Here is a 26,401-nt window from a genome sequence, read left to right on the forward strand (position 1 = left end):
AACAGGTTTTTGTTTGACTAGATTAAGTTCGAACCAACTTGTTAAGTGTACTACTCCCTATCGCCATAATCAGGACTAATAAATATGAGTACCAATCCTAAACCTGCATTTCGTCGTGTTCTTTTAAAATTAAGTGGTGAAGCCCTAATGGGTGAAGAAGGCTTCGGCATCGATCCTAAAGTGCTTGATCGTATGGGACAGGAGATCAAAGAGCTAGTAGAGCTAGGTATTCAAGTGGGTGTTGTCATTGGCGGTGGTAACTTGTTCAGAGGTGAAGGCCTAGCAGAAGCAGGCATGAACCGCGTTGTGGGCGACCACATGGGCATGTTGGCGACTGTGATGAACGGTTTGGCAATGCGTGATTCATTGCACCGTGCATATGTTAATGCACGTTTGATGTCAGCTATTCCGCTAAAAGGCGTGTGTGATGACTACAACTGGGCTGAAGCAATTAGTTTGCTAAAATCTGGCCGTGTTGTTATTTTTGCTGCTGGTACAGGTAACCCATTCTGTACGACTGACTCTGCTGCGTGTTTACGTGGTATTGAGATTGAAGCAGAAGTTGTGATTAAAGGCACAAAAGTTGATGGTGTTTATTCAGATGATCCATTTAAGAATCCTGAAGCCGTCAAGTATGATGTTATGGGGTACAATGAAGTACTCGACAAAGAATTGAAAGTAATGGATTTGGCCGCATTCACTTTGGCCAGAGACCATAATATGCCATTGCTAGTATTTAACATGAATAAGCCAGGCGCACTGCGCCGCGTAATCATGGGCGAGCAAGAAGGCACAATGATTAAAGCTGATTAAGCTATATTTAGTGACTTAAAAGGACATATAACGTGATAAACGAAATTAAGAGCGATGCGCAAACTCGTATGGACAAGTGTGTTGAGTCAACAAAAACTCAAATGGCTAAAGTTCGTACAGGCCGTGCACACCCAAGCTTATTGGATACCATCCAAGTACCTTACTACGGTTCGCTGACTCCGCTTAAGCAAGTTGCAAGTGTATCTATTGGTGATGCACGTACTTTAACTGTATCAGTATTTGACCGTACTATGATTGCTGCAGTTGAAAAAGCGATCATGAGTTCTGATCTAGGTCTTAACCCAATGTCAGCGGGTGCGACTATTCGTATTCCATTGCCAGCACTAACAGAAGAGCGTCGTAAAGACCTTATCAAAGTTGTACGCGCAGAAGCTGAAAACGGTCGTATTGCAATTCGTAACGTACGTCGTGATGCTAACTCAAGCGTTAAAGAGCTAGAGAAAGAAAAAGAGTGTACTGAAGATGACGTTCGTCGCAGTGAAGATGAAGTGCAAAAGCTTACTGATGCACACATCAAGCTAGTTGATGAAGTATTAGCTGCAAAAGAAAAGGAGCTGATGGAGTTCTAAGTAGAATTTCTCAGCATAGGGCACAGTTGATTATTTGAGTTATTATTGAACAGGCTTGATACTCGTTTCTATATTTTTATGAGAATTGGCGATATTTTCGCTACGGGTATAAAGCCTCACAGCTCACGCCTTGGAACAAAAGCGAAGAGCTCGAACAAAAATTAAACTTGAATGGACAACATGCCCTAGAGTTCAGACGCCGTGTAGAGTTATACTACACGGCGTTTGTCTATTTTTAAGGGTTGTAATAGATGTCAATCGATTCCCAGTCTGATACTGAAGCAGTGCAGGCGTTACCAAGTGAAATATCTACCTTGGTGAAACAGTCGATCCCTAAACATGTCGCTATCATTATGGATGGTAACGGACGTTGGGCACAGGCTCAGGGAAAACCTCGCGTAATGGGTCATAAGGCCGGCGTTAAGGCTGTGAGACGAGCGGTTAGTACTGCCCGAAATTTGGGTGTTGAATCATTAACCTTGTTTGCGTTTTCGAGTGAAAATTGGCGCAGACCTGACAAAGAAGTCAGCTTGTTAATGGAATTGTTTTTTACTGTATTGCAGCGCGAACTTAAGCTGCTACACAAAAATGGGGTTCGCCTCAATATTATCGGTGATACCAGCCGATTTTCGCCGCGCTTGCAAAAGCAGATTGCGGCAGCAGAAGAAAAAACGGCAGACAATAATGATTTAGTGCTAAATGTGGCAGCAAACTATGGTGGCCGTTGGGACATCATGCAAGCTGCGCAACAACTCGCTGCTAAAGTTGAATCAGGTGAAATGAGCAGTGCTCAGTTTACTGAAGAAGCCTTAAGCGAACATTTATGCATGCAAAATCAAGCTGAAGTCGATTTAATGATCCGCACTGGCGGAGATTATCGCATCAGCAATTTTGTTTTATGGCAGGCAGCATATGCTGAGTTAGTCTTTACTGACACCTTATGGCCGGATTTTGATGAGGATGCGTTTAAAGATGCGATTGCTATTTTTGCAAATCGCCAACGTCGATTTGGTTTAACTGGAACTCAAATCGATACCATCCGCTCTTTGTAATAATTAGTGAGGGAAGTTTTTTGCTAAAACAACGAATAATAACAGCAATATGGTTAATCCCCTTAGTTTTTGGTGCCATTTTCGGTTTACCGACTGAGTATTTTTCTTGGGCACTATTGGGAGTATTTTTAATTGCCGCTAAGGAGTGGGGGCGTATTATCGATAGTCGATGTGAAATGACACAATGGAGTTTCACTGTGACTATTGGTGTGTTGCTCACCGCACTTAACCTGTTAGTGCCTGCCGATGAAATTTGGTCGCGCGGCGTGATGCATCCTATCTTTTTAGCGGTAATCATCATCGGGGGCTTCTGGTGGTTCCTTTCATTCATCATGGTGTTATCTTTCCCTAAGAGCGCAAGCTTTTGGGAAAAAAGCCATATGCTCAAGTCGATGTTTGGTCAGCTGACACTTATCCCATGCTTTGTTTCTTTATTATCACTTAAGGCTCTTGGTACACAAGGCTCGCCATATTATGGTGCAACCTTGGTATTTTTAGTTATGTTAGTGGTTTGGGCGACAGATTCAGGTGCTTACTTTGCCGGCAAAACATTCGGTAAGCGCAAATTGATGCCGAACGTTAGCCCTGCTAAAACCATCGAAGGTTTATTGGGCGGCCTATTAACGACTATGATCATTGTTGCAGGTGTTATGTATGTTTCACCAGAGCAAGAGGTTGGTCTGTTGATTGCGGTTACTTTGTTTACTGCTTTAGCATCGGCAGTCGGTGATTTATCTGAAAGTATGTTTAAACGTGTAGCTAAAATTAAAGATTCAGGCACTATTTTACCAGGCCATGGCGGCGTGTTAGATAGAATCGATAGTTTAACGGCAGCGTTACCAGTATTCACATTAATCTATATAGCTTTTTGGATGTAACTAAATGCAAAATATGGTGATTTTAGGCGCGACAGGCTCAATAGGGGCCAGCACCTTGAGTGTTGTAGCGTGTAATCCAGAGCAATATAAAGTGTTTGCCTTGGTGGCAAATACTAATGTCGAAAAAATGCTGCAAATCTGTCTTGCGCATCAGCCTAAAGTTGCCCATATGGTTGATAGCGCAGCCGCTAAAGCACTAAAAGCGCAACTTCCAAGCAATTTGAATATTGAAGTGACAACTGGCGAAGATGAACTCCTAGCGCTGGTTACAGCAGCTCAAGTTGACACTGTTATGGCTGCCATTGTTGGTGCAGCGGGTTTGCCATCAACATTAGCTGCTGTAAAAGCCGGTAAACGTGTATTGCTTGCCAATAAAGAATCACTGGTTATGTCGGGTCAGCTGTTTATTGAAGCTATGCAACAATCTGGCGCGCAGGTGCTCCCTGTCGATAGCGAGCACAATGCTATATTTCAATGTTTATCTGAGCGAACTCAGTTAGAAATCGGCCGCTGTGATTTAGCAAGCGCTGGTGTTTCTCATATTTTGCTTACAGGTTCGGGCGGACCATTCTTAACTTCAGATTTATCTTTGCTGCCTGCGATGACGCCTGAGCAAGCGTGTAAGCATCCAAATTGGTCTATGGGGCGTAAAATCTCGGTAGACTCAGCGACCATGATGAATAAAGGCCTTGAGTATATTGAGGCGCGTTGGTTGTTTAACGCTAGCCAAGAACAGCTAAAGGTGGTTATTCATCCGCAAAGTGTTATTCATTCTATGGTGCAATACCTTGATGGGTCGGTATTGGCGCAATTAGGCAACCCTGATATGCGCACACCAATTGCCCATTGTATGTCTTTTCCTGAGAGAATTCGCTCTGGAGTTGAACCTTTAGACTTTTTCAAAGTCGGACAATTAAGCTTCTTAGAGCCTGACTTTAATCGTTTCCCGTGTTTAGCGTTGGCGATTGAGGCGTGTAAACAGGGGCAAGAGGCGACAACTGTTGTCAATGCTGCCAACGAAGTATCAGTGCAAGCATTCTTAGACGGTAAGATCCGTTTTACCGATATAGCAAAAATAAACGAACAGAGCTTAATGAATACGGCAACGCATCCATTAAACAATATTGATGACATTCTGGCATTAGATGCTCAAAGTCGTCGATATACGTTAGAAGCCATCAGCAAGCTGAATTAGTTCCGAGGGAAGGATGACAGATTTTTTATGGAACTTTGGTTCCTTTGTTGTAGCGTTAGGGATCTTAATCGCTGCCCATGAATATGGTCATTTTTGGGTGGCACGTCGTTGTGGCGTTAAAGTTGAACGTTTTTCTATTGGCTTTGGTAAAGCGATTTGGCGTAAAACTGGCGCCGATGGTACCGAATATGTTTTGGCAATGATCCCGCTAGGCGGTTATGTCAAAATGCTTGATGAGCGCGTAGAGGACGTACCTGAAGAACTAAAAGATCAAGCCTTTAACCGTAAAACAGTCTGGCAGCGGATAGCGATTGTCAGTGCGGGACCTATTGCCAACTTTCTATTTGCGATAGTGGCGCTTTACGCCATGTATTTGATAGGCGTTCCTGCGATAAAACCTGTTATTGATTCAACGATTGCAGGTACACCCGCTGCGCAAATTGTTGTTAAAGAGCCAATGCAAGTCATGGCCGTTGGCGGCCAAAAAGTAAGAGATTGGGAAGAGGTTAATTTAGCGCTCGCTGGCCACATTGGAGATAGCGAAGTTGAGATTACAGTAGCGCCACTTGAACGTTTACAAGGCAGTGAAAGTAATCAGCAGCATTACATTTTAAATACTCAAGACTGGAAAGTTAATCCTGAAAAGGAACTACCTATAACATCAATAGGTCTAGGTATGTATCGTCCTGCTATTTTGCCACAGCTAGCAATGGTGAGTGATGACGGTGCAGCAGGGCTTGCAGGTTTAAAAGTCGGTGATACCTTGGTAGCTATTGATGGCGAGAAATACTCCGATTGGCCTCGTTTTGTTGAAATTATTCAAAACTCTGCCAATAAGCTTGTTACCATCACAGTGCGCCGTGATGGCGAGCAGCTTAACTTGGACGTTACACCTAAGTCTCGCGAAAATGCCGCGGGTGAACTCGAAGGGGTTATAGGTGTTGCGCCAACAGCTCAGCCTTGGCCTGAGAACATGAAAGTGCAGCTGGAATATGGATTTTTGGAATCTTTTCCAGTTGCAGTCGATAAAACATGGCAACTTGTCTCTGTCAGCATTAAGATGATTGGCAAGTTATTTACTGGTGACGTTTCGGTTAAAAATTTGAGTGGCCCTATTTCGATTGCACAAGGTGCCGGAAATAGTGCGGACGTTGGGCTGGTATATTTTTTAGGTTTTCTTGCATTGATTAGCGTTAACTTAGGCATTATTAACTTATTGCCTTTGCCAGTGCTCGATGGGGGACACCTTTTGTATTACTTCATTGAAGTAATTACAGGCAGGCCTGTACCGGAGAAGGTACAGGAAATTGGATTCAGAATTGGGGCAGCCTTGCTGCTGATGTTGATGAGTGTTGCACTCTTTAATGACTTTTCCCGACTCTGAGCAAGGACAGACAAATAATTAGAAGTGCTCTATGAGATTGAATAAACTTTTTGCCTCGATGTTATTAGTCGGAGCGTCTTTTTCAGGGAACGGTTGGGCAGAAACATTCCAACCTTTTGAAGTAGCTGATATCCAAGTTGAAGGTTTACAGCGAGTTGCGCTCGGTGCAGCTTTGCTTAACATACCTGTGAAGGTAGGGGATACTGTTGATCAATTAAAATTGCAGCAAGCGATTAAAAGTTTGTATGCATCAACTAACTTCGAAAAAATTGAAGTGTTGCGTGATGGTAATGTTCTGATTGTAAAAGTGACAGAACGTCCAACCATTAGCTCTGTTACCTTTGAGGGTAACAAAGATATTAAAGATGAGCAGCTACAAGAGAGCCTTGACGGTTCTGGTGTAAAGGTGGGTGAATCACTTGACCGCACTATGCTTTCAGGTATCGAAAAGGGCCTACAAGACTTTTACTACGGTGTGGGTAAATACGGCGCAAAAGTAAAAGCTGAAATTATTAACTTACCTCGTAACCGGGTTGAGCTTAAATTCACTTTCACTGAAGGTTTAGCTGCCGAAATTCGTCAAATTAACGTTGTAGGTAATACTGAGTTTAGCGATGCTGAACTCATTGGTATGCTAGAGCTTAAAGATTACGTTGCTTGGTGGGACTTATTTGGTGAGCGTCGTTACCAAAAGCAAAAGTTGCAAGCTGACCTTGAAACCATCAAGACTTACTATCAAAACCGTGGTTATATCCGTTTTGATGTCACATCGACTCAGGTTGCTATGACACCTGACCGCAAAGGTCTATACATCACCATTAACGTTGATGAAGGTGAGCAATACAAGGTTAAAGACGTTAACCTTACCGGTGACTTAATGGGTAAAGAAGAGGTGTTAGAAGCCATCTTGCCATTAAAGTCGGGTGACATGTATAACGGTGGCGATGTTACCTTTACCGAAGAAATGTACGGCAAATATCTAGGTCGCTTCGGTTACGCGTATCCAGAGGTTAAAACCTACCCTGAAATTGATGATGAGACTAAGGAAGTAAACCTTAATATCAACATTAAACCGGGTAAGCGTGTTTACGTACGTAATATTAGCTTTACTGGTAACACGGTAACTAAAGATGAAGTTATGCGTCGTCAGTTACGTCAAATGGAAGGTGCATGGCTTAACTCTGGACAAGTAGAGTTGTCAAAATCTAACCTTAACCGTTTGGGCTACTTTGAAACGGTTGATACTGAAACGATCCAAGTACCAGGTACTGATGATTTAGTTGATGTCGCATTTAACGTTAAAGAGCAGCCATCAGGTTCATTTAACGCCGGTGTAGGTTATGGTACCGAGTCTGGTTTGAGCCTGCAATTTGGTGTGCAGCAAAGTAACTTCCTAGGCACGGGTAACCAAGCTGGGGTTAACTTGAACACCAATAAATACTCAAAGAACGTTAATATTAACTATACCGATCCATACTTTACTAAAGATGGCGTAAGCCTAGGTGGTAGTATTTATTGGAGTGAGTTTGACGCTGACGAGGCAAACCTTGAAGCCTATAAGAATAGCTCATACGGTATTGCATTAAACTCTGGTTTCCCGATTAACGAATATAACCGTATTAATGGTGGTATTGGTTATCGTCATAACGAAATTTCTGAAATTTCTGCTTATGAGCAGGCGATTCGCTTCTACGATATCTATCGTGATAGTGATGATCCAAATGCTGGTTTGAGTTTTGATAACTTTGAGCTGAGCTTAGGTTGGTCTCGCAGTAACTTAAACCGCGGAACTTTCCCATCAGATGGTTCGTCACAGCGCCTAAACGGTAAGATGACAGTACCTGGCTCAGATCTTCAATACTTTAAAGCGGATTTTGACACTAACTTTTACTTCCCAATCGATCGTAAGCACAGCTTCGTTGTGTTAGCGCGCGGTCGTCTTGGTTATGGTAATGGTTATGGCCAGTTCAATGATAATGACCAGATCCTACCGTTCTGGGAAAACTATTACTCAGGTGGTAGCAGCTCATTACGTGGCTTTAAGTCGAACTCTGTTGGCCCGCGTTCATTCTACTTATATCGTGGCAGTGAACCATGTTCACCAGACCCATCTGGCGATGGTTGTAGCCTACCAGGCGATCCTAATCAGATCCAGGTGAGCTCAGGCCGCTCTATCGGTGGTAACGCCATAGCAACAGCCAGTTTAGAATTGATTGTGCCAACACCATTCTTGGATGAGGCTTATACAAATTCTGTACGTACCAGTTTCTTCCTTGATGCCGGTAACGTATGGGATACTGAGTTTGACTATGATTCGTATCGTTATCTTCCAGTTGAAGAGTTTGATAAACTGCAAGATTATAGTGATCCGAGCCGTATTCGTGCCTCTTGGGGTATGAGCGTGCAGTGGCTGTCGCCGATGGGACCTATGGTATTTAGCCTTGCATGGCCAATCAAGGAATACGAGGATGATGAAACCGAAATCTTCTCGTTTAATATTGGTAAAACTTTCTAAAAATCAATTTATAAAAGTCGGCAAGTTTTGCTGAAATAAAGGAGTTTGTTTTGAATAAGATGTTAAATCGCGCAATGATGGTTTTGGTTCTTTTAGGTGCACCGCTAGCGGCGCATGCTGAAAAAATTGCGGTTGTTGATATGCAAGCCGTGTTTGAACAGTTACCACAGCGTGAGCAAGTAAACGAAACGTTGAAAGCTGAATTTGGTGACCGTGTAGCAGCTGTGCAAAAAATGCAAGAAGAGCTTCGTGGTTTGCTAGAAAAGCAACAGCGTGACGCAGCCTTGATGAGCGAGTCTCAAAAGACTGAAATGGTTCGCAAAATGGAATCTATGAAAGCTGAGCTACAATTAAAAGGCAAAGCGTTAGATGAAGATATGCGTCGTCGTAACGGCGAAGAGCAAAACAAGCTGTTATTACAAGTTCAAAAGACCATTAATACTATTGCTGAAAAAGAGCAGTATGACATGGTGCTTCAACGTGGCGCAGTTATCTATGTTAAGCCTAGCGCTGACATCAGTAACAAAGTCGTTGAAGCTTTAGGTAAAGGCAACTAATTAGATGAAAAGCTATACGTTAAGAGTATTGGCTGACCATTTAAATGCAGACGTTCAAGGTGATGAAACAGTTGAGATTTCAACTGTTGGTACCTTGGACGGTGCAGGTTCAGGTCAAATCTCTTTCTTGGCTAATTCTAAGTATCGTTCGCAGCTGGCAAGTTCAGCTGCGTCTGCGATCTTAATGACGCCAAAAGATGCGGAAGATTTTGTAGGCAATGCGATCGTACTAAACGATCCATATGTAGGTTTCGCGCGCATTGCACAATTTCTTGATACCACACCAAAAGCGGCAGACTGTATCCACCCATCAGCACAAATCGCAGCATCTGCTATGCTAGGCGAAGGCGTTGCTGTTGGTGCAAATGCGGTTATTGGTGAAAACGTTATTTTAGGTAATGGCGTACAAATCGGTGCAGGCTCTGTTGTTGGTCAAGACAGTGTGATTGGTTCAAACACACGTTTATGGGCTAATGTAACGGTTTACCATAACGTGCATCTAGGCCAAGACTGTATTATCCACTCTGGCGCAATTTTGGGTTCAGATGGTTTTGGTTATGCGAATGAGCGTGGCCAATGGATTAAAATCCCCCAAACAGGTGGAGTTCGTATTGGTGACCGCGTTGAAATTGGCGCTAATACCACAGTCGATCGTGGTGCAATCGATCACACAGAAATTCACGACGGGGTTATTTTAGATAACCAAGTTCAAATAGCGCACAATGATATCATTGGTGCAAATACTGCCATTGCAGGTAGTACTGTTGTTGCTGGTAGTGTCACTATTGGTAAACACTGCATTATCGGTGGTAACTGTGCTATTTCAGGCCATTTAAGCATTACTGACGGTGTACATATCACCGGTAGTACCAATGTCACCAGCGTTATTCGCGAGCCGGGTGTGTACTCTTCGGCAACGGTTGCGATGGATAACAAGCTATGGCGTAAGAATACAGTTCGTTTTAGACAGCTAGATACGCTATTCCAACGCGTTAAAGCATTGGAAAATAACGTAAAGTAAATACTGCTTAGAGCAGATAAAGGAAAGTTTGTGTCAAATCAATTGAATACAATGGATATCAAAGAGATCCTAAAATTTTTACCTCATAGGTATCCATTTTTATTGATCGATAGAGTATTAGATTTCACTCCAGGTGAAACATTACACGCTATCAAAAACGTCACGATTAATGAGCCATTTTTCCAGGGACATTTCCCGGTTCAACCTGTGATGCCTGGGGTACTGATCTTAGAAGCAATGGCGCAAGCTACTGGTCTTCTAGCATTTAAAACCATGAGCACAGAGCCATCGAATGATGTGCTATATTATTTTGCTGGTATTGACAAGGCACGCTTTAAGCGCGTAGTTGAGCCAGGCGACCAACTTCATTTTGAAGTACAGATGATTAAAGAACGCCGCGGGATTGGCGTGTTTACTGGCGTTGCAAAAGTGGATGGCGAAGTTGTTTGTTCAGCAGAAATCATGTGTGCACGTAGAGAGATTTCTAAGTGATAGATAAATTAGCGTATATCCATCCAGATGCCAAAATTGGCAAAAACGTAACCATTGGTCCTTGGACTTATATTGGCGCAGACGTTGAGATTGGTGATGACTGTTGGTTTAGTTCGCACGTTGTTGTGAAAGGCCCGACCGTTATTGGTAAAGGTAACAAGTTTTACCAGTTTGCTTCTGTAGGCGAAGATTGCCAAGACAAAAAGTATGCTGGAGAACCGACTCGTCTGATTATCGGTGACAATAACGTTATCCGTGAATCAGTAACGATTCACCGCGGTACCACTCAAGATGAGTGGGAAACCCGTATCGGTTCTAACAACCTGTTTATGGCATACGTGCATATAGCTCATGACTGCGTAGTTGGCAGTAACGTGATTATGGCAAATAACGCTTCTATTGCAGGTCATGTGCATGTGGGGGACTGGGCTATTTTAGGTGGTATGACTGGTGTGCATCAGTTTGTGCATATCGGTGCTCACGCATTTACCGCGGGCAGCTCGCTCATTTTAAATGATGTGCCGCCATTTGTGATGGCTTCAGGTTCGCCTGCTATTCCAAGAGGCCTGAACATTGAAGGTATGAAGCGTCGTGGCTTCTCAAAAGAATCTCAGCTTTCAGTACGAAGAGCTTATAAAACCCTTTATCGTAGTAGCTTAACGGTTGCCGAAGCGGTTGAGCAGCTAAAAGAGGCTGCGATTGATGATGAACAGGTTCAAATGCTAATTGAATTTGTCGCTTCATCTCAGCGAGGCATCATTCGCTAGTACAACTTAAGAGCCCGTTTAATAACGGGTTCTTTGTTTTTATCTCATTAAAATCACAGATACCTATCTATGCGTTCAAATAATTCTCGTGTATTTGCAATGGTTGCAGGGGAGATCTCCGGCGACATTCTCGGAGCAGGCTTAATTAAGGCACTGCAGAAACAATACCCTGATGCAAGGTTTGTTGGCATTGGCGGCCCGCGTATGGACGCGTTGGGTTTTGAATCTATCTTCTCTTATGAAGAGTTAGCGGTTATGGGAATTGTCGAGGTCTTATCGCGTTTACCAAGACTGTTAAAAGTACGCGCGACATTAGTTGACGAAATTACTCAGTTAGCACCCGATTGCTTTATTGGTATCGACGCACCTGATTTTAATATTGGCTTAGAGCTAAAGCTTAAAGCACGTGGTATTAAAACCGTGCATTATGTCAGCCCATCAGTTTGGGCGTGGCGACCAAAGCGTATTTTCAAAATTGCTAAGGCAACTGATATGGTGTTGTCTTTATTGCCTTTTGAAAAAGCGTTTTATGATGAATATCAAGTACCTTGTACCTTTGTGGGTCATACGTTAGCGGATGATATTCCGTTAGAAAGTGACAAAGCTCAGGCAAGAGAGCTGCTAGGTTTAGATCCACAAGCGGAATATTTAGCGATTTTGCCGGGTTCTCGTGGTGGCGAGCTGAAAATGTTAGCTGAGCCGTTTGTCAAAGCCGCGTCTTTGATTAAACAGCGTTACCCAGACATTAAGTTTGTGACTCCGTTAGTCAATCAAACAAGGCGCGAGCAGTTTGAGCAGGCATTAAGAGAGCATGCACCAGATTTAGCGATCCACTTGGTTGAAGGGCAGTCCCGTGAAGTGATGGCCGCAAGTGATTGTATCTTGCTCGCATCGGGAACAGCAACGCTTGAGGCCATGCTAGTGAAGCGTCCTATGGTGGTCGCCTATCGCGTCAGCCCAATAACTTACCGTATTGCTAAAGGCATGATGCTGACTAAGCGCTATTCTTTGCCGAATTTACTGGCTGATGACGATATTGTTGAGGAGCTTATTCAGGCAGATTGTACACCTGAAAAAATTGCTCAAGCGATAGGTGTGCAGCTAGATAGCGATTTTACTCCAATGCATGATCGCTTTATGGCAGTGCACAACACGCTAAAGTGTGATGCTAGTGCGCGCGCTGCAGATGCCGTAATAAAACTGATCGAGGAGCAGGCATAATGGCAGTGATAAAAGGTATAACACCAGAGCAAGTTGCACAGATTTGTGTCGGCCATTATGCGGGTGTTGATGAGGTTGGACGTGGTCCGTTAATTGGTAATGTTGTCACTGCTGCGGTAATTTTAGATCCTAATAATCCGATTGAAGGCTTAAACGACTCCAAAAAGCTGTCTGAGAAGAAGCGAGAGTTGCTGTTTGAGCAGATCCAGCAAAAAGCTTTGAGCGTTAGTGTAGGTTCTGCAACGCCTCAAGAGATTGATGAGCTTAATATCCTGCATGCAACTATGCTGGCTATGCAGCGTGCAGTAGCAGGGCTAAATGTAAAGCCAACAAGTGTGCTTGTAGATGGTAATCGTACACCAGATTTTGGCATTGAAAGTCACGCCATCATTAAAGGCGATGGCTTGATTGATGCAATTAGTGCCGCATCTATTATCGCCAAAGTGGTTCGCGATCGTGAAATGGATGTATTAGCTGCTCAGTATCCACAATTTGGATTTGAAAAGCATAAAGGTTATCCAACTAAAGCCCATTTTGAGGCCTTAGCTGAGCACGGTGTATTACCTGAACACCGCAAGAGTTTTAGGCCTGTGCGTGAGGCGTTAGAGCAAAACTAACTTTGCCTATTGCAATCGTTTGCAAAATCTACCTGAGTCGCACGAAAACTAACACATCTATCATCAGGGCTAACAGTTTAACTTGTTTGCTGTTGGCCCATGTTTTAACCTGTAAGATTGACCAGCAGTCTTCATCTATCAAAAAGAAAGATACTCCATATTATGTCTGATCCACGTTTTGTGCATTTACGCGTCCACAGTGACTTTTCCATGTCAGATGGACTCTCTAAAGTTAAGCCAATTATAGGTAAAGTGGCTGAACTCGGAATGCCCGCAGTTGCTTTAACCGATCAGACTAATATGTGCGGCCTAGTGAAGTTTTACGGTGCTTGCCATGACAACGGCATTAAGCCGATTATCGGTACAGATTTCTGGTTACAAGTGCCTGGCTTTGACGATTTTTGCTCAATCACAGCATTGGCGATGGACAACACTGGTTACTCTAATCTGACCTTGCTGATCAGTGATGCTTACCTGCGCGGTAACATTAATGATAAAGCAGTTATCGATCAAGAATGGCTTGCCAAATACAGTGAAGGCTTAATATTGCTGTCTGGTGGTAAGGACGGTGATGTTGGTCGTGCGCTTTTAAAAGAAAATAAAGCCCAAGTAGATAACTTAATTAGCTTTTACCAAACCCATTTTCCAGATAGATATTATTTAGAACTGTTGCGCACAGGTCGTCCTGACGAAGAACGTTATCTACATATGGCGGTTGAGCTTGCTGAGCAAAAAGATTTGCCAGTAGTTGCAACTAACCAAGTGGTTTTTGCGAGACCGGATCAATTTGATGCCCATGAGATCCGTGTTGCTATTTATGATGGTTTTACCCTTGCGGATCCTCGTCGTCCGAAAAAGTACAGCGATCAACAGTATTTTAAAAGCAGCGAAGAGATGTGTGAGCTGTTTGAAGATATTCCTGAAGCCATTCAAAATACAGTTGAAATTGCTAAACGTTGTAACGTAACTGTGCGTTTGCATGAATATTTCCTGCCTAATTTCCCGACAGGTGACTTGACCATTGAAGACTTTTTGGTCGATGTGTCTGAGAAGGGGTTAGAGGAACGCTTAGAGTTTCTTTTCCCTGATCCTGAAGTAAGAGCAGAGCGTCGTCCTGAGTATGATGATCGCCTCGATGTTGAGCTTAAAGTTATTAACCAGATGGGATTCCCAGGTTACTTCCTTATCGTTATGGAGTTTATCCAGTGGGGTAAAGATAACGATATCCCAATTGGACCAGGGCGTGGTTCGGGTGCAGGTTCGCTTGTGGCTTACGCCCTTAAAATTACCGACTTGGATCCACTTGAATACGACTTGCTATTCGAACGTTTCCTAAACCCAGAACGTGTATCTATGCCCGACTTCGACGTCGACTTTTGCATGGATAGACGTGACGAGGTGATTGACCACGTTGCGGACTTATATGGTCGTGATGCGGTATCGCAGATCATTACCTTTGGTACTATGGCGGCAAAAGCGGTTATTCGAGACGTAGGCCGTGTGTTAGGTCATCCATACGGTTTTGTTGACCGTATTTCAAAGATGATCCCAGCTGAACCGGGGATGACACTAGCAAAAGCTTTTGAGGTCGAGCCTGGGCTGCAAGAATCATATGATGCCGATGAAGAAGTAAAAGATCTTATCGACATGTGCCGTATTTTGGAAGGTGTAACGCGTAACGCAGGTAAGCACGCCGGTGGTGTGGTTATCGCGCCAACTAAGATTACCGACTTCTCGCCAATTTACTGTGATACCGAAGGTTTAAACCCGGTTACTCAGTTCGATAAGAACGACGTTGAAACCGCAGGTCTGGTTAAATTCGACTTCTTGGGTCTAAGAACACTCACCATTATTGACTGGGCGTTGCAGATGGTGAACGCGGTTAAAGACAAAAATGGTGAAGAACGAGTAAGAATCGAATCGATTTCACTCACCGACCCTAAGTGCTTTAAGTTATTACAACGCTATGAAACAACTGCGGTATTCCAGCTTGAATCCCGTGGTATGAAAGACTTGATTAAACGTCTTCAGCCAGACTGCTTTGAAGATATGATCGCACTGGTAGCACTGTTTAGACCCGGGCCACTGCAATCGGGCATGGTAGATAACTTTATTGAGCGTAAGCACGGGCGTGAGGAAGTATCGTACCCCGATGCTGAGTATCAGCACGAGTCGTTAAAAGAGTTGTTGTCACCGACTTACGGCATTATTTTGTATCAAGAGCAGGTAATGCAGATTGCCCAGGTTCTTGCCGGTTACACCTTGGGTGGCGCCGACATGCTGCGTCGTGCAATGGGTAAGAAAAAGCCTGAAGAAATGGCTAAGCAGCGCGGTACGTTCGAAGCTGGTGCAATAAAAAATGGTGTCGACGGCGACTTGTCGATGAAGATCTTCGACTTGGTAGAAAAGTTCGCGGGTTACGGTTTTAACAAATCTCACTCAGCGGCTTACGCGTTAGTATCTTATCAAACGCTGTGGTTAAAAACCCATTATCCAGCCCAGTTTATGGCGGCGGTAATGTCTGCCGATATGGATAACACTGACAAGATCGTGACCTTAGTTGATGAATGTGAGCGCATGGGTATGCCATTGCTGCCACCAGATGTGAACAAAGGCTTATTTAGATTTACAGTAGATGATGATTTAAATATCGTTTACGGCATTGGCGCAGTAAAAGGCGTGGGTGAAGGTCCGGTTGAGTCAATCTTAAAAGCCCGTGAAGATGGTCCTTTTAAAGACTTATTTGATTTTTGTGCTCGTGTTGACCTGAAAAAGCTCAATCGCCGCGTGATTGAAAAACTTATCTGTGCAGGTGCGCTTGATAACCTAGGTCCGCATCGCGCTGCAATGATGGCAACGTTACCAGAAGCTATTCGCGCAGCCGATCAACACGCAAAAGCTGAGGCTATCGGTCAGCATGATATGTTTGGCCTACTTAATAGTGAGCCGGAAGACAGTAAGCAGCAGTTTGTGGAGTGTACACCTTGGCCAGATAAAGTCTGGCTAGAAGGTGAGCGTGACACCTTAGGTTTATACTTAACGGGTCACCCTATTAACCAGTATTTGAAAGAACTGAAACATTACACATCTGGCCGATTGAAAGATGTGCACCCAACTGATCGCGGCAAGACGATGAAAGCCGCGGGTCTGGTTGTAGCCACTCGCGTGATGATGACAAAACGTGGCTCAAAAATGGGGCTGGTAACCCTTGATGATAAGAGTGCGCGTCTAGAGGTTATGCTATTTACTGAAGCATTTGAGAAGTTTAATCATTTGCTTGAGAAAGACCGTATCTTGATTATTGAAGGTGAAGTGAGTTTTGATGACTTCTCCGGCGGTAACCGCATGACTGCACGCAACATTATCGATATGGGCGAAGCACGCAGCCATTTTGCTCATGCAGTTGAAATTGACCTGCAAGCTGAAACGGTTAATCCACAATGGTTGGGTGAATTTCAAGCCGCTGTAGAGCCTTGGAAAGCCGGTGCTGTGCCTGTCATTATTAATTATGCTCAAGCACAATCTGCCGCACAATTCACTTTAGGCGATGATTGGCGAGTTAATCCAACCGATGAGTTAATGCTTGCCCTAGAATCATTAACAGGCTCAGACAAGGTTAAGATTGTTTTTTAAGACAGTTTTTAAGTTAGTGATTTTCTAATATGAATATTGTTGCTCTCATTCAAGATTGCTTAGCGCAGATACCACTGCCGAGTACAAAATCTAGCGCTATTGAAGGCCAAAGCGAGCGTAAGCTTGTGCTGGCTTATAGCGGTGGAGTTGACTCTGAAGTCTTAGCCTATGGCTTAGGGAAATTTGCTCGTATCAATAACCATGTTGAATGTTTGCTGGTGCATGTTCACCATGGTTTAAGTGCTAATGCAGACAACTGGAGTGAACATTGTTTATCTCAAGCAGCTACATACGGTATTGAGTGCAAGGTCAAACATGTAAAGGTAAACCAAGCGCCGCGATTAAGTGTTGAAGCTGAAGCAAGAAATGTCCGTTATCAAGCGCTGCTCGAAGAGCTTAACGTTAATGATGTGCTGATTACTGCACATCATCAAGATGATCAGTTAGAGACCGTGCTGTTAGCGCTAAAACGTGGTTTAGGCCCAAAAGGGCTTGCCGCCATGGGCAAGGTGCAAACTTTGAAGCAGCATTATTGGGTTGCTCGACCTTTGCTTGATCAAAGCAAAGAGCAAGTAGAGGCCTTTGCCGCTAAACATAATATTGCTCATATTGAAGATGAAAGTAATTTCGATGATAAGTATGACCGCAATTTTTTACGTTTAGCTATCATACCTAAGCTTAAGCAGCGTTGGAGCGCAATTGCAGCTACAGCAAGTCGTAGTGCCGAGTTATGTGCAATGCAGCAATCAGTGCTTGATGAAGAAATTGCGACTAAATTGCCATTGGTTAAACAAAAAATAGCTAACGAATGGGTATTAAAGCTTGATGCTTTAGCTCATTACTCTAGCGCTTGGCAGTCGCTGTTATTACGCGGCTTTATGGATGAACAGGGCTATGCCCCGCCATCTAAGGTGCAAGGGGAGCAAATTCTCGCTCAGTTACTCCACGCCAAAGATGACGCTCAGGTTGAGATCCGTTTAGCCGATGTCATTATTCGCCGCTTTAAGCAAAATGGCTATTTTATTGTGCCTACTCTCGCACAGCATAAGGCCAAGCAGATCCCCCCTATAGCATTTGCAAGTATCGAAGAATTAACCTCAGGTAAATTCCAATTACCAACAGGTGAGTACTTATCAACGCAGCTTGTGCCACTTACAGAGTTAGGATTAACAGCACTTGAGTTAAATAGTGCAGGGGAAACAGAACAACCATTAAACTGTCGTGGGCTAAATTCTGCAATTTGTAGATTACCGCTTGAGTCTGAATCTATCTCCATAGTGTATGCATTACCTGGGAGTACTCGTTGTCAGCCGCATTATAGAAGCAAAGGTCGTGAGCTTAAAAAGCTCTGGCAAGAACTAGAGCTTCCGCCTTGGAAGCGAGGATGTGTGCCGCTGTTGTGTTATAACGATACGCTAGTAGCCGCTATTGGGTACTGGGTTGAGAAAGCTTTTTTAGTAAAGCCTGCCACTGCCGATATGGATAAACAGCAAGACAGTGATTTAACCGCTACCAACTATGGTTTACGTATTTTTATTAACTAGGCTGGGTTTATTCAGTGCCAGTTTCAACATACTTACCGTTACATAGGTTCTTTGTTTAATTAAAGCTATTAGATGTTAGCGATGTTTTTAGCTTGTTCAATCGTTAGTCTGTATTGCGTGCTATTCATGCTGAATTTGATAACACTGTCTGCCAGCTGCTTTTGCCTTGTATAGTGCGTTATCAGCGCGTAAATAGAGGCTCTTTTCTGAATCGTTCACTTGCCATTGGGCTATGCCCATACTCGTACTGACTTGATACTTTTCAAGATAATCATGGCTTGCTAGTGCATCTAAAATACGCTGGCAAAGCAGTGAAGCAACCTTGGTATCCGCTTGCAGCAAAATGGTAAATTCATCACCACCAATTCGAAATGCCAGATCCGTATCCCGAATAATGCTATTGAGTAATTCTGCAAACTCAATTAGCGCGTTATCACCAAGTTGGTGACCAAAGTCATCATTGAGCTGTTTAAAGTTATCTAAGTCTAATGCGATTAGGCTCAATGGGGCCTGATTTCGTTCGGCACGTGCGATCTCTTTTCTTAAGCTTTCTCTGTAGTAGTGTCGATTGCCTAGCTTTGTCAGTGAGTCGTACATCGCCTGCTGCGACATCTCTTTATACTGCACAGCGTTGATTAAAGGCTGTAAAACCAAAGATTGTAATTGCGCTAATCTTTGGGTTTGCGACGGCACTAAAGGCGCTTTAAGCATATAGTTAATGGTAAATTTACGCTCTGCAAAAGTTATGTTTTGCTCAATTACATAACCTTGCTGCTGGCCCCAATGGAACTGGAAGTCTTTATATTCCAAGCGGATCCCATAAAGCGGCAAATGTTGCCCCATGATTTTGCCAAAACAGGCAAATACTGTCCGGGGATCAAGATGCTGATGCAGTTGCTGAATAATATCGACAAGATCAACCTCAAGCGGCATCGACATACCTGTCCCCATAGGACTGCGGTATTCGATAGAGCGAGACTCAGTCGCTAAGCCAAATTCCATTGTTGTGTTCTCCCCGTATATCGCGGTACTGTTTTAACTGAACGTTAACCTTCTAGTAAAGTGTTAAGCAATAATTGTGCCGGATTACTGGCTAATAATATTTGTCTTTATTTGTCATTAGGTTACTCTCTAGTTAATTAAATGGAATAAACAAGTGTCGGCATTTTGACGAGTGCAGAACATTAAAGGAGGACACAATACCGATGGAACACAGCTTTTTGATTCAAATTTTGCTGATGTTGGTGATTGCCATTGTGTCTATCGCCATCTTAAGGCGAGCAGGACTTCCCGCAATTTTAGCTTACTTAATTACGGGGGTGATAAGTGGCCCTAGTGGGTTCCATTGGTTTACTCAGCATCAAATGCAATCGGTAGCCGAATTGGGTGTTGTGCTATTGATGTTCAGTCTAGGTCTGGAGTTTTCTCTGCCAAGATTATGGGCAATGCGCCGCACAGTATTTGGCCTAGGTAGTGCACAGGTCTTGGTGACCACCATCTTAAGTATGGCAATTGCTTTACTGTGTAATCTAACCATCACGGAATCAGTGGTTGTTGGCTCAGCTATCGCATTATCATCAACCGCGATTGTGCTCAAATTACTCAACGAGCAGGGCTGGCTAAGACGGCGTCATGGCGAGTTATCAGTCAGTGTGTTGTTATTTCAAGATATTGCGGTTGTGCCGTTATTAATCTTATTACCTTTGCTTGCCAGTGACGGTGAGGCGTTGCTTTGGAATGATGTGGTTTTCGCTTTACTCAAAGGTGTATTAGCCTTTATAGCGTTGATGGCATTTGGTAAATGGGCCTTGCCAAAACTTTTTGATGAGGTGGCGCGCTCACGTTCTAATGAGCTATTTGTATTATCCACGTTAGTTGTTGCATTAGTTACAGGGGCAATTACTCAGTGGCTAGGTTTATCAATGGCACTAGGTGCCTTTATGGCCGGTATGTTGCTGGGCGAAAGTCAGTACCGTCGTCAACTAGAGGCGGATATTAGGCCATTTCGCGATCTATTAATGGGTCTGTTCTTTATTTCTATCGGTATGCTGCTCGATTTTGAGCTAGTCACTCAATACTGGTGGCAGATCATCTTTATTCTTATCGCGGTGATTCTAGGCAAAGCCTTAGTTATTTTCTCTCTTCTAAAAGTAGCCAAAGAATCATTTCGCTCATCAGTGGCAACGGCGCTAAGCCTTGCCCAAGTCGGTGAGTTCAGTTTTGTTGTATTAGCTTTGGCCGTTAACTATCAATTATTAGACAATAAAACCAGTACCACGCTGGTAATGGTTGCAGTGCTTTCTATGGCGTTAGCGCCTTGGTTAGTGCGCCACAGTGTCGATATAGCAAGAATGCTGCAAGGGCTTAAACCTAAAGCCGATAAAAATGAGTCGCTGAATGTCACCGTCGATGCGACCGATGATTTGGTATTAATTCTAGGATACGGCCGAGTAGGGCAAACTATTGCTCGGTTTATGAAAACTGAAGCTATTCCTTATTTGGTGCTGGATCTAGATCCAACACGTGTCTCGGAGGCAAGAGCTGCTGGTGAGCCGGTATATTTTGGCGATGTATGTAAACGGAGCATCTTAAAGCAAGCCAAAGTACGCGATGCCAAGTTAATTGTAATTACCTTTAGTAGCGAGCGAATATTAGAGGAAGTATTACCTTTATGTCGCCAATTAGCGCCGGAGGCTAAAATCTTGGTGCGTACCCGTGATGACTCAGGTATGGAAGCACTAGAGGAGGCGGGGGCCAGTCAGGTTATTCCTGAAACGTTAGAAGGTAGCCTAATGCTGGTATCGCAAGTCTTATATCAATGCGGTGTGCCATTAGCGCGAATTTTAAAACGTCTTGAAATAGAGCGTCGTAATCATTACCAATATTTGCATGGTTTCTTCTCTGGCGCCGAAACAGATTTCACCTTGGAGCTGTTGCACGCCGTGGCCTTACCTAAAGGCGCTAACGCTGTCGGGCAAACCTTGGCTGATATTCCATGGGACAAGTTAAGAGTGGAGCTTAGAGCGGTTAGAAGGGCGGGCGCAGAAGTTGAAAGCCCAGAGCTTGATTGGCAAATTAAACCTGGCGATATCCTTATCTTACTTGGTAAACCTAGGCGTATAGAAAAAGCTGAGATCTTTCTTTTACAAGGCTAGAGATGTTTATAAATCATCGAGGTAACAGGAAAACTTATGCACTATTTGATACTTATTTTGCTAGCACCACTTTTTATTTTCCAAGCAAAACGAGTCAAGAAAAATACGCCAAGATTACCTGAAGCTAAAGGTGAAAGAGCCGGAGTGACAGGTAATGGCGAGCAATTATCTGTGCTTATTTTTGGCGACTCTGCGGCGGCTGGCGTGGGCGTTTCATGTCAATCACAAGCGCTTAGTGGCGTGGTAGCTGAGGCTTTAGCCAAGCAATATCAAGTTAGCTGGCAGCTTTGGGCTAAATCGGGTTACAACACAGCAAGAGCATTAACAATGCTGCAGAAAAAGCTAGATTCAAAACCAAGATTGCGACTCGATGCGGCGATAGTCTCGCTTGGAGTTAACGATGTATTGAGTCCGTTATCAGCGAAAACTTGGCTTAAGCAACAACAAGCATTGGTGGAGTTGATGAGTACTGATGCGCAGTGTAAAACGCTGGTGTTAACTCGCGTACCGCCTATGGGGGAGTTTCCTGTTTTACCGCAACCGCTACGATGGTTTTTAGGTAAGCGCAGCCAAGAATTTAACCGCCAGTTAGAGCGTTATGTCAAAACAGAAGCTCGTTGTGTTTTGCTTGAATTTGGACAGCAGCTAGACGGCAGCGCAATGGCAAGTGATGGATTTCACCCCGGGCCGCTTATCTATCAAGATTGGGGGCAAACTGCAGCTAAGGTTATTCTGCAACATACAACCACAAGCTAAATATGCCAAGTGGTTTAGTGTTTAGTGTTTAGTGTTTGGTGTTTGAATATTGCCCTAATCTATTTTGAAAAAGTGCTTTATTTCATCAATTTGGCACATAGCGTCTTGATAACCCAGTTCGATTAGCGCACTACAATATCCTTGCTCAAATAATAAATAAGACACAATACTTGAATCTGAGTGCTCATTTATCCCCAGTGCCCGTAACATCATTTTGATGGCAAAAGGCATATCTTCAAAGTAACGCGATGCCATAGCACTTAAATCTTCACTAGGTTTTATCACTAAGGTTTCAATGCGCTTTAAGGCGAGTTTTTGACGACTTTTTTCAGGGATTAGCTCGAGCGTGTTATTGATCCGCTCCAGCCGTTCAAGATCGCTATTTAAGGTGTCGGAGAAAATGGTATCGAGTAAGTGGCCGGCAATAGTGGCAGTTTTGGGATGATGAGCTAACTCTTTGGCTTGTACCTTATGTGGGCTCTCAAGGTTAATCACCATAATTTTATCAGCACCTAGATGAATGGGGCCGCTTAAAGGCGCGAGTTGGTGCACTGAGCCATCGCCATAATACTCCTGGTTCACCCTTACTGACGGAAACACTAAAGGGATCGCAGCACTGGCAAGTAAATGGTCGGTGTGTAGCCTTGTACGTACTCCATGACGTCTAGCTCGTTGCCAGTTATCAATATGAGCATTGGCTTGAAAAAAGGTTACTGAGCGCGAATTGTTATAGCAGGAAGTATCTAAACTGACGGCTTCTAGCGCACCGCTATTAATATTACGGTCAATACGTTCAAAACTGATTAAGTTATTGAGCAGTTGACGCAGTGGATCACTATTAAATAGGCTGCCAGCTGTATTGGATGCGCTATTACTTTGTAGGCCTTTTAAAGCCATTTTACTTAAGTGTTTTAACACTCCGCCTATGGAGGCGTGGTAAACTTTTTTAGCATGAATATGACGCCATACCCATTCAAGTTTTCTCACTCCTAAATGAAAACAAGAGGCATGAGTGGCTAATGAGGTGGCGTTAATTGCACCCGCTGACGTGCCGCAGACAATTTTAAAAGGAATGCCGTGGTTACGTGGATAAAATTGCACAATCGCCTTGAGCACACCAATTTGATAAGCCGCTCTTGCGCCACCACCACCGAGTACCAACGCCGTTTTTTGTTGCAACTCGACGCTCCTTATCGTTTGAAAAATACAACGTATTTATAATCTTGCTGTTAATTTCAGAATATGTGACTCCGCTAGCTTGTTCAAGAAAAAGCTTAAAAATTATTCACGCATTGCAATTAATAAAATCTCTTATACCAATCAGTATAAGAATTTGATCAACTCAGAACGATTTTTGGCAAACTAATTCAAGATGAATAGCTGTAATAATGGTTATTCCCTTATCAAGCTATTCAACGCAGAAGTAGGCAGCCAAAAACGTTCCAGAATGGCGAGTTTTAGCGATTCTGATGCTGTGTTAACGAATTCGAACGTAGAACAACTATGCTCTTCATTCGTTGCCTTGCCTCAAAATCGCTAAACTCTCGCTGAGTGATTAAATGTTTATACTGATTGGTATTAAGCGGTATCGAAGGCGATATGTTTGTCTTGAGATTCTGGATTTTTCCCATAAAAAAACGCCGATGTGATAAACATCGGCGTTTGTAGATTATCGAGTTGGATACTCGTGATAAAAGCCTGTTAGCGATTAAGCTTGTTGTGCTTTTAAGAACTCAACGATTTGGTCTAGTGGGATATCTTGCTTCTCACCAGTACGGCGGTTCTTATATTCGAACATACCGTTATCGATGTTACGGTCACCAATAACCACTACATGTGGAATACCGATAAGCTCCATATCGGCAAACATTACACCTGGACGCTCTTTACGATCATCAAACATCACTTCGATACCAGCGTCGTTTAGATCTTGGTAAAGCTGCTCAGCGATATCTTTAACGCGGTGCGACTTGTGCATGTTCATTGGCAAAATACCAACAGTGAACGGTGCAATCGCTTCTGGCCAGATAATACCGCGATCATCGTTGTTTTGCTCAATTGCAGCGGCAACCATACGGCTAACACCAACACCGTAACAACCCATAAGTAGAGTCTGTGACTTACCGTTTTGGTCAAGTACGTTAGCGTTCATTGCTTCTGAGTAGTTAGTACCTAGCTGGAAGATATGACCCACTTCGATACCGCGAAGCAGGGCAATGGTACCTTTACCACATGGGCTAGGCTCACCTTCGATGATGTTACGTAGATCGAATGCAGCAGCCTCTGGAAGATCGCGCTCCCAGTTGATACCGAAATAGTGCTTACCATCTTCGTTTGCACCAGCGCCAAAGTCACTCATGATGCTAACGCTGTGGTCAACAAATACAGGCATGTTTAGGCCAACAGGACCGATAGAGCCAGTTCCTGCGCCTACAGCATCACGAATAGCAGCTTCGTCAGCAAACTCAAATGGTGCTAATACCGCATCTAGTTTCTCAGCTTTAACTTCGTTTAGCTCGTGGTCACCACGGATAACGATAGCCACTAATGGCGCTTCTTCAGTTGCACCTTTAACGATAAGTGTTTTAACTGTTTTCTCAATCGCAATACCGTGTTGCTCAACAAGTTCAGCAATCGTTTTAGCGTTTGGCGTGTCAACTAACGTCATTTCGCTAGTTGCTGCTTGACGCGTTTCAGTTGGCATTGGCGCTTCACATTTTTCAATGTTTGCAGCGTAATCGCTTTCTGTAGAGTAAGCGATTAAATCTTCACCGCTGTTAGCTAACACGTGGAATTCGTGTGACAAGCTACCGCCGATAGAACCGGTATCAGCCATTACAGGACGGAACGCTAAACCTAAACGCTCTAGGATGTTGCAATAAGCTTGGAACATCGCTTCGTAGGTTTCATTCATGGTTTCTTGATCGATATGGAAAGAGTAAGCATCTTTCATCAAGAATTCACGTGAACGCATTACACCAAAACGTGGACGAACTTCGTCACGGAATTTGGTTTGAATTTGGTATAGGTTAAGTGGTAACTGCTTGTATGAGTTAACCTCTTTACGCACGATATCAGTGATCACTTCTTCGTGAGTTGGACCTAGTACGAAGTCACGGTTGTGACGGTCTTGGAAACGAAGTAGTTCAGGGCCAAACTTATCAAAACGACCTGTTTCAACCCAAAGATCAGCAGGTTGAACCATAGGCATTAGGATCTCAACTGAGCCCGCTTTGTTCATTTCTTCACGAACAATCGCTTCGATTTTACGTAGTACACGTAAACCTGTCGGCAACCAGCTGTATAAGCCTGATGCGTTACGACGGATCATACCCGCACGTAACATTAACTGATGACTAATCACTTCTGCATTTGCAGGAGTTTCTTTTTGTGTTGATAGCAGGTACTTGCTTACGCGCATTACCGGTGTCCAAATTTGAGTTGAATGGGCGCTATTTTATCACTTGTAGAGGTTCTGTCACCTAGGTATTTAGGGAATTAGTCGATTTTATTGGCTTTGGCGCAGTGCTATGCGCTTTTGTTAGCTAAATAAGGCTGATTTTAACTTAGCTTTTATCACGTCTATCGCCGATCACACGAGCAGGGTTGCCGGCAACGATAGCGTAATCGGCGACATCTTTAGTTACGATAGTGCCCATGCCAATAACGGCGTGATTACCGATAGTGACGCCATCAACAATACCGGCCTGTGCGCCAATCCATACATCTTCACCAATCACTACGCCTTTAGAGTTTGAGGCTTGTTGGTAAATAGGTGTATCAGGCGCCATACCATGATTAAACGCATAGATGGTGACGTTATTCGCAATGCGTGTTTGATTGCCTATGGTTATACCGTGGCGGCCACCATCAAGTGAGCAACCATGATTAATCGCCACTTCATCGCCCATATTGATTGGCCCATGTAAAAAGCTATCTGCGGCAATCATGCACTGCGCACCGATGTTAATGTTGCGGCCTGGCTCGGCAAATAAATTTGCTTCTGGGGCAACAAAGCTACGCTCGCCAATACTGATGGTTTCAACAGCACAAAAATGCGCTTGAACTTCATCTTGCCAAGGTTTTGCCCACTCAAGGTGTTTATCTTTAAGTGAGAAATACAGCCAAGGCATATAAGACAAGCGTTTTTTATGTTGGGTACGGTAGTCGGGTTTTGGTTGTAAATTAGCTGGCACGTTTGGTTGTGACAT

At 43.7% G+C, this 26,401-nt stretch carries 21 protein-coding genes; 17 read left to right on the forward strand and 4 right to left on the reverse strand.

What is annotated here, in order from left to right; translation table 11 throughout:
- Positions 1-84: 84 nt before the first annotated feature.
- The 15 genes from pyrH (at position 85) to tilS (ending at position 18,279) form a co-directional block, all read left to right on the forward strand.
- Entirely contained in the window at positions 85-813 is a 729-nt protein-coding gene (gene pyrH / locus L2740_RS08635) for a UMP kinase (RefSeq protein ID WP_248469580.1), read from the forward strand.
- 32 nt (positions 814-845) lie between these two features.
- Positions 846-1,403: a ribosome recycling factor gene (gene frr, locus L2740_RS08640; RefSeq protein ID WP_248469579.1), complete on the forward strand. Its 558-nt coding sequence runs from the start codon at positions 846-848 to the stop codon at positions 1,401-1,403.
- 251 nt (positions 1,404-1,654) lie between these two features.
- Entirely contained in the window at positions 1,655-2,455 is an 801-nt protein-coding gene (uppS, locus tag L2740_RS08645; protein ID WP_248469578.1) for a polyprenyl diphosphate synthase, read from the forward strand.
- 20 nt (positions 2,456-2,475) lie between these two features.
- A complete protein-coding gene (locus L2740_RS08650) occupies positions 2,476-3,333 on the forward strand; it encodes a phosphatidate cytidylyltransferase (protein ID WP_248949657.1) in 858 nt (285 codons plus the stop codon).
- Positions 3,334-3,337: 4 nt separating this feature from the next.
- Positions 3,338-4,528: a 1-deoxy-D-xylulose-5-phosphate reductoisomerase gene (ispC, locus tag L2740_RS08655; RefSeq protein ID WP_248949658.1), complete on the forward strand. Its 1,191-nt coding sequence runs from the start codon at positions 3,338-3,340 to the stop codon at positions 4,526-4,528.
- A 13-nt stretch (positions 4,529-4,541) separates the two neighbouring features.
- A complete protein-coding gene (gene rseP / locus L2740_RS08660; RefSeq protein ID WP_248949659.1) occupies positions 4,542-5,912 on the forward strand; it encodes a sigma E protease regulator RseP in 1,371 nt (456 codons plus the stop codon).
- Between the two features lie 31 nt (positions 5,913-5,943).
- On the forward strand, positions 5,944-8,427 hold the full coding sequence (gene bamA, locus L2740_RS08665; protein ID WP_248949661.1) for an outer membrane protein assembly factor BamA: 2,484 nt from the start codon (positions 5,944-5,946) through the stop codon (positions 8,425-8,427).
- Between the two features lie 59 nt (positions 8,428-8,486).
- Positions 8,487-8,984 (forward strand): OmpH/Skp family outer membrane protein, encoded by a 498-nt coding sequence (locus L2740_RS08670; RefSeq protein ID WP_248469598.1) that lies wholly within the window; start codon positions 8,487-8,489, stop codon positions 8,982-8,984.
- Positions 8,985-8,988: 4 nt separating this feature from the next.
- Entirely contained in the window at positions 8,989-10,005 is a 1,017-nt protein-coding gene (gene lpxD, locus L2740_RS08675; RefSeq protein WP_248949663.1) for a UDP-3-O-(3-hydroxymyristoyl)glucosamine N-acyltransferase, read from the forward strand.
- 30 nt (positions 10,006-10,035) lie between these two features.
- A complete protein-coding gene (fabZ, locus tag L2740_RS08680; protein WP_248469572.1) occupies positions 10,036-10,497 on the forward strand; it encodes a 3-hydroxyacyl-ACP dehydratase FabZ in 462 nt (153 codons plus the stop codon).
- Positions 10,494-11,264: an acyl-ACP--UDP-N-acetylglucosamine O-acyltransferase gene (lpxA, locus tag L2740_RS08685; protein ID WP_248469571.1), complete on the forward strand. Its 771-nt coding sequence runs from the start codon at positions 10,494-10,496 to the stop codon at positions 11,262-11,264. Before fabZ ends, lpxA begins: the two co-directional genes overlap by 4 nt.
- Before the next feature lie 69 nt (positions 11,265-11,333).
- The gene (gene lpxB, locus L2740_RS08690) at positions 11,334-12,485 is read left to right on the forward strand and encodes a lipid-A-disaccharide synthase (protein WP_248949665.1); all 1,152 of its coding nucleotides are present in this window, start codon (positions 11,334-11,336) and stop codon (positions 12,483-12,485) included.
- Positions 12,485-13,102 (forward strand): ribonuclease HII, encoded by a 618-nt coding sequence (gene rnhB, locus L2740_RS08695; RefSeq protein ID WP_248949666.1) that lies wholly within the window; start codon positions 12,485-12,487, stop codon positions 13,100-13,102. Before lpxB ends, rnhB begins: the two co-directional genes overlap by 1 nt.
- 162 nt (positions 13,103-13,264) lie before the next feature.
- Positions 13,265-16,735 carry a DNA polymerase III subunit alpha gene (gene dnaE / locus L2740_RS08700; RefSeq protein WP_248949667.1) on the forward strand — a complete coding sequence of 1,157 codons (3,471 nt, stop codon included), beginning with the start codon at positions 13,265-13,267 and terminating at the stop codon, positions 16,733-16,735.
- A 29-nt stretch (positions 16,736-16,764) separates the two neighbouring features.
- Positions 16,765-18,279, forward strand: coding sequence for a tRNA lysidine(34) synthetase TilS (tilS, locus tag L2740_RS08705; RefSeq protein ID WP_248949668.1), 1,515 nt, complete (start codon positions 16,765-16,767; stop codon positions 18,277-18,279).
- Positions 18,280-18,399: 120 nt separating this feature from the next.
- Here the strand turns inward: tilS and dgcS are convergent, their stop codons facing one another.
- Entirely contained in the window at positions 18,400-19,281 is an 882-nt protein-coding gene (dgcS, locus tag L2740_RS08710) for a diguanylate cyclase DgcS (RefSeq protein WP_248949670.1), read from the reverse strand.
- A 203-nt stretch (positions 19,282-19,484) separates the two neighbouring features.
- Here dgcS and L2740_RS08715 point away from each other — a divergent pair, with 203 nt between their 5' ends.
- Positions 19,485-21,434, forward strand: coding sequence for a monovalent cation:proton antiporter family protein (locus tag L2740_RS08715; protein WP_248949672.1), 1,950 nt, complete (start codon positions 19,485-19,487; stop codon positions 21,432-21,434).
- A gap of 36 nt (positions 21,435-21,470) precedes the next feature.
- A complete protein-coding gene (locus L2740_RS08720; protein ID WP_248949673.1) occupies positions 21,471-22,190 on the forward strand; it encodes an SGNH/GDSL hydrolase family protein in 720 nt (239 codons plus the stop codon).
- Positions 22,191-22,244: 54 nt separating this feature from the next.
- Here the strand turns inward: L2740_RS08720 and L2740_RS08725 are convergent, their stop codons facing one another.
- From L2740_RS08725 to L2740_RS08735, 3 genes are all read right to left on the reverse strand, one after another.
- Positions 22,245-23,369 (reverse strand): patatin-like phospholipase family protein, encoded by a 1,125-nt coding sequence (locus tag L2740_RS08725; RefSeq protein ID WP_248949674.1) that lies wholly within the window; start codon positions 23,367-23,369, stop codon positions 22,245-22,247.
- Between the two features lie 529 nt (positions 23,370-23,898).
- Positions 23,899-25,611 (reverse strand): proline--tRNA ligase, encoded by a 1,713-nt coding sequence (locus L2740_RS08730; protein ID WP_248469562.1) that lies wholly within the window; start codon positions 25,609-25,611, stop codon positions 23,899-23,901.
- Positions 25,612-25,756: 145 nt separating this feature from the next.
- On the reverse strand, positions 25,757-26,401 hold the full coding sequence (locus L2740_RS08735) for an acyltransferase (RefSeq protein ID WP_248949676.1): 645 nt from the start codon (positions 26,399-26,401) through the stop codon (positions 25,757-25,759).

The sequence above is a fragment of the Shewanella pneumatophori genome (genome assembly GCF_023283895.1).
GTDB classification, from domain to species: Bacteria; Pseudomonadota; Gammaproteobacteria; order Enterobacterales; family Shewanellaceae; genus Shewanella; species Shewanella pneumatophori.